The organism is Deltaproteobacteria bacterium, from assembly GCA_003696105.1.
GTDB lineage: Bacteria > Myxococcota_A > Polyangia > Haliangiales > J016 > J016.
Genome location: RFGE01000277.1, coordinates 1 through 3,663, shown reverse-complemented (window position 1 = coordinate 3,663; position 3,663 = coordinate 1). Strand labels below are relative to the sequence as shown.

Annotated in this window: 2 protein-coding genes; both read left to right on the top strand. The window is 75.2% G+C overall.

The annotated features are described in order from the left end of the window. The first annotated feature begins 160 nt into the window (after nt 1-160). Complete coding sequence (locus D6689_17750; GenBank protein ID RMH39065.1) at nt 161-1,636, top strand: TolC family protein; 1,476 nt, start codon at nt 161-163, stop codon at nt 1,634-1,636. Beyond that, nucleotides 1,633-3,663, top strand: a 2,031-nt coding sequence (locus D6689_17745) for an efflux RND transporter periplasmic adaptor subunit (protein ID RMH39064.1), incomplete at its 3' end; no start/stop codon positions are given. The genes D6689_17750 and D6689_17745, both read left to right, overlap by 4 nt.

Sequence of the window (3,663 nt, the reverse complement as noted above, 5' to 3'; positions counted from 1 at the left end):
CCGGCCGTCGCGGGCCCGCGCGCCGCCGGCGACCACGTTGCTTTCGCTCCACGCGGCCCTGCTCCGCTGATCGCACCGCGGACGCCCGGCCGGCCGCACACCGCGCGCACGCCGGCCCGTGGCGCGTCCGCCCCGGAGTGCGCCGGCGTGTGCCCGCCCGATGGGCCGCGCGCCGCCGCGCCCCACGGCCCGTGCGCGGCGCGCAGCGCGCCGGGCGCCCCCGGCCCGTGTCGCCGCCGCGCGCGCGGACTTCGCGGGCACTCGCCCGCCTCACCGGCTCGCAGGTCGAGCCACGGAGCGAACCATGTGGAAACGCGCATTCGCCGCCGCCGCCTTGACCGCGGCGTGCGGCGTCCCATCGACTCCATACCGACAGTCCCTGGCGGCGTTCGACGACACGCCGTCCGCCGCCGTCCCGGTCGACGACGGCGAGGCGCTGTTCGACGGCGTCGGCGAGCTGGCGCCCGACGCGCTCGCCCGCGCCGCCCTCGCCCGCAACCCGTCCATCGAAGCGGCGCGCCAGGCGTGGCGCGCCGCGCTCGCGCGGTTCGACGACGCCACGTCGTTCGACGACCCGCGGCTCGTCGTGTCCACCGCGCCACTGAGCTTCGCGTCCACCGACGTCCAGATCGGCGTGTCGGCCGAGATCAGCCAGCCGCTGCCCTGGTTCGGCAAGCGCCAACTGCGCGGCGCGGTCGTCGCCGCGGAAGCGGAAGCGCGCCGCGATGACTACGAGGCGGTGCGACAGCGCCTCGCGCTGATGGCGACCGACCTGTACTACCAGCTGTACCTCGTCGACCGCGCGCTGGACATCAACGCCGACCACATCGCCCTGCTGGGAGCTGACCGCGCCGCGATCACCGCCCGGCTGGAGGCCGGCCGCGCGTGGCGCGAGGATGCGCTCAAGCTCGACGTCGACCTGGCGGAGCTGCGCACGGCCCGCGCGTCGCTCGAGGCCACCCGCCGCGTGACGGTCGCGCAGATCAACGCGCTGTTGCACCGCCGGCCGGACGCGCCCCTGCCGCCGCCGCCCGCCGAACTGCCGCCGCCGCCGCCGATCGACGCGGCGCCGGAGTCGCTCGTCGCGCGGGCGCTGGCCCGGCGCCCGGAGCTGCGCGCGCTCGCCCACGAGCGCGACGCCGCGGCGGCGTCGGTCGCGCTGGCGCGTCGCGACGACTACCCGGACGTGCGGGTCATCGCCAAGTACAACCGGATGTGGCCGATGCTCGAGCACCAGATCATGGTGGGGCTCGCGGTCGACCTTCCCCTGCAGCGCGCGCGGCGCGCGGCGCGCGTCGAAGTCGCCCGGGCGCGCGTCGCGCGCACCGACGCCGAACGCGAACGGTTCGCCGATTCCGTCCGCGAGCAGGTGCAGACCGCGCTCGCCCGCGCCCAGGAGGCGGACGACAGCGCCGCGCTGTACCGCGACCGGGCGCTGCCCGCCGCGCGCGGCCGCGTCGACGCCATCCGCCAGGGACTCGACGCCAACCGCACCGAATACGTCGAAGTCATCCGCGCGGAGCGCGAACTGCGAACCGTCGCGCTGCGCTACCACGAAGCGATCGCCGCCGCCTACCGGTGGCGCGCACACCTCGCGTGGGCCCTCGGGGACCTCGCGGCAGGAGGACAACCATGACCACCCCCCTTCGCACGGCGCTGCGCCAGCGCGCGGTCCCAATCCTCCTCGCGGTCGCGGCCACGACCGCGGCCGTCCTGTTTCGCGCCGAGCTGCGCGCCTGGTTCACCGGCCAACCGGTCGGCGACTCGTCGTCGCCACCGGTGACCGTCGACACCGGCGCCGTCGCGCTCGACGTCAGCGTCCGCCCGGATCCGCCCCGCCAGGGCAGAAACGCGCTCGTGATCCGCGTGCGCGACGCATCGGGCAACCCCGTGACCGGCGCGCACGTGACCGCGTCCGTGTGGATGCCGGCGATGGGCTCCATGCCGGAGATGCGCAGCGAGGGTCGGGTCGTCGAGCAGGGCGGCGGCACGTACCGCGCCGACTTCGACCTGGCGATGGGCGGCACGTGGACGGTCGACGTCGCCGCGCATACGCCGGCCGGCACGGCCCAGGCCGAGTTCACCCTCACCGTCGGCACGCCGGGACTCGTCGAGGTCCACCACGGCGGCGCTTCCGGCGGCGCGCCGGGCAGCGGCCGGGCGATGCCCGCCCACCGCTACGGCGACGCCGCACGGGCGAGCTTGCGCGAGGCGCTCGCCGCCTACGAGGCGGTCCGCTCGGCGCTCGCCCACGACACGACGGACGGTGTCGCGAGCGCCGCCGCCCGCGCCGCGGCGGCTCTCCGCGCGGCCGAAGCGGCCGCCGGCGACGCGCCCGACGGTCTGCGCGCGCACCTGCGCGACGCGGCGGCCGCCGCGGACGCGCTGGCTCGCGCGGGCGACCTGGCCGCCGCTCGCGCCCAATTCGCCGCGGTGAGCGAACACCTGGTCGCGGCGGTGTCGGCCGATCCAGCCGTGCGCGACGGCTTGCACCTGTACGAGTGTTCGATGGCCACGGACTACTACAACCGGTGGCTCCAGCCGGACACCTCGATCGAAAACCCCTACCAGGGGCAGAAGATGTCGACCTGCGGCGCCGAGGTGCGGGCAGACGAAGGCGGCCGACACGCCCACGCCGCGGCCGCCGGCGACGACGACGTCGCCTACTACACGTGCCCGATGGACACGTGGGTCGAGAGCCGCAAGCCGGGCAAGTGCCCGGTGTGCGGCATGGACCTGATCCCGGTGACCCACGAGGAGCTGCGCACCGGCGTGCTTCGCATCGACCACCGCAGGAGGCAGCTCATCGGCCTGCGCACGGGGCTCGTCGAGCGCCGCGATCTGACCGTCAAGGTTCGCGCGGTCGGCCGAGTCACCTACGACGAACGCCGGTTGAGCGACGTCACGCTCAAGGTCGGCGGCTGGATCGAGCGGCTGATGGTCAACACGACCGGACAGCGCGTTCGCCGCGGCCAGGTGCTGTTTACGATCTACAGCCCCGAGCTGTACAGCGCACAGCAGGATCTGCTGCTCGCCGTGGCCGCGCGCGCGGCCGCCAACGGCGGCGCGGCCGCCGACCGCGCCGCGGCGCTCGAACGCGCCGCGCGGCGCCGCCTGCGCCTGTGGGACCTCACCGACGACCAGATCGACGCCATCGCCGCGGCCGGCGAGCCGCTCGAGCAGGTTCCGATTCGGTCGCCCGCCAGCGGCTACGTCGTCGACAAGGCGGTCGTCGAAGGCGCCGCCGTCCAGCCGGGCCAGCGCGTCTACCGCATTGCGGCGCTCGACCGCGTGTGGGTCGAGGCCGACATCTACGAGCAGGACATCCCGTTCGTCTCGGTCGGCCAGCGCGCGCTCGTGACGCTCACGCACCTGCCCGGCCGCACGTTCGAGGGCACGATCGCCTACGTCTATCCCTACCTCGACCGCGCCACGCGCACCGCGCGCGTCCGCATCGAGCTACCGAACGACGGGCTCCTCCTTCGCCCCGACATGTACGCGGACGTCACGGTGGAGCGACACATCGGCGAGCGCCTGGTCGTCCCCGAGGCGGCCGTCATCTACTCCGGGCCGCGGCGGATCGTGTTCGTCGACGTCGATCGCGAGCGGCTGCGCCCGGTGCCGATCCAGGTCGGCATCAAGACCGACGGCCTGTTCGAGGTG

Bases quoted from the DNA above. Each gene is read 5' to 3' on its own strand.
- D6689_17750 (RMH39065.1), top strand. From the start codon at position 161: ATGGGCCGCGCGCCGCCGCGCCCCACGGCCCGTGCGCGGCGCGCAGCG.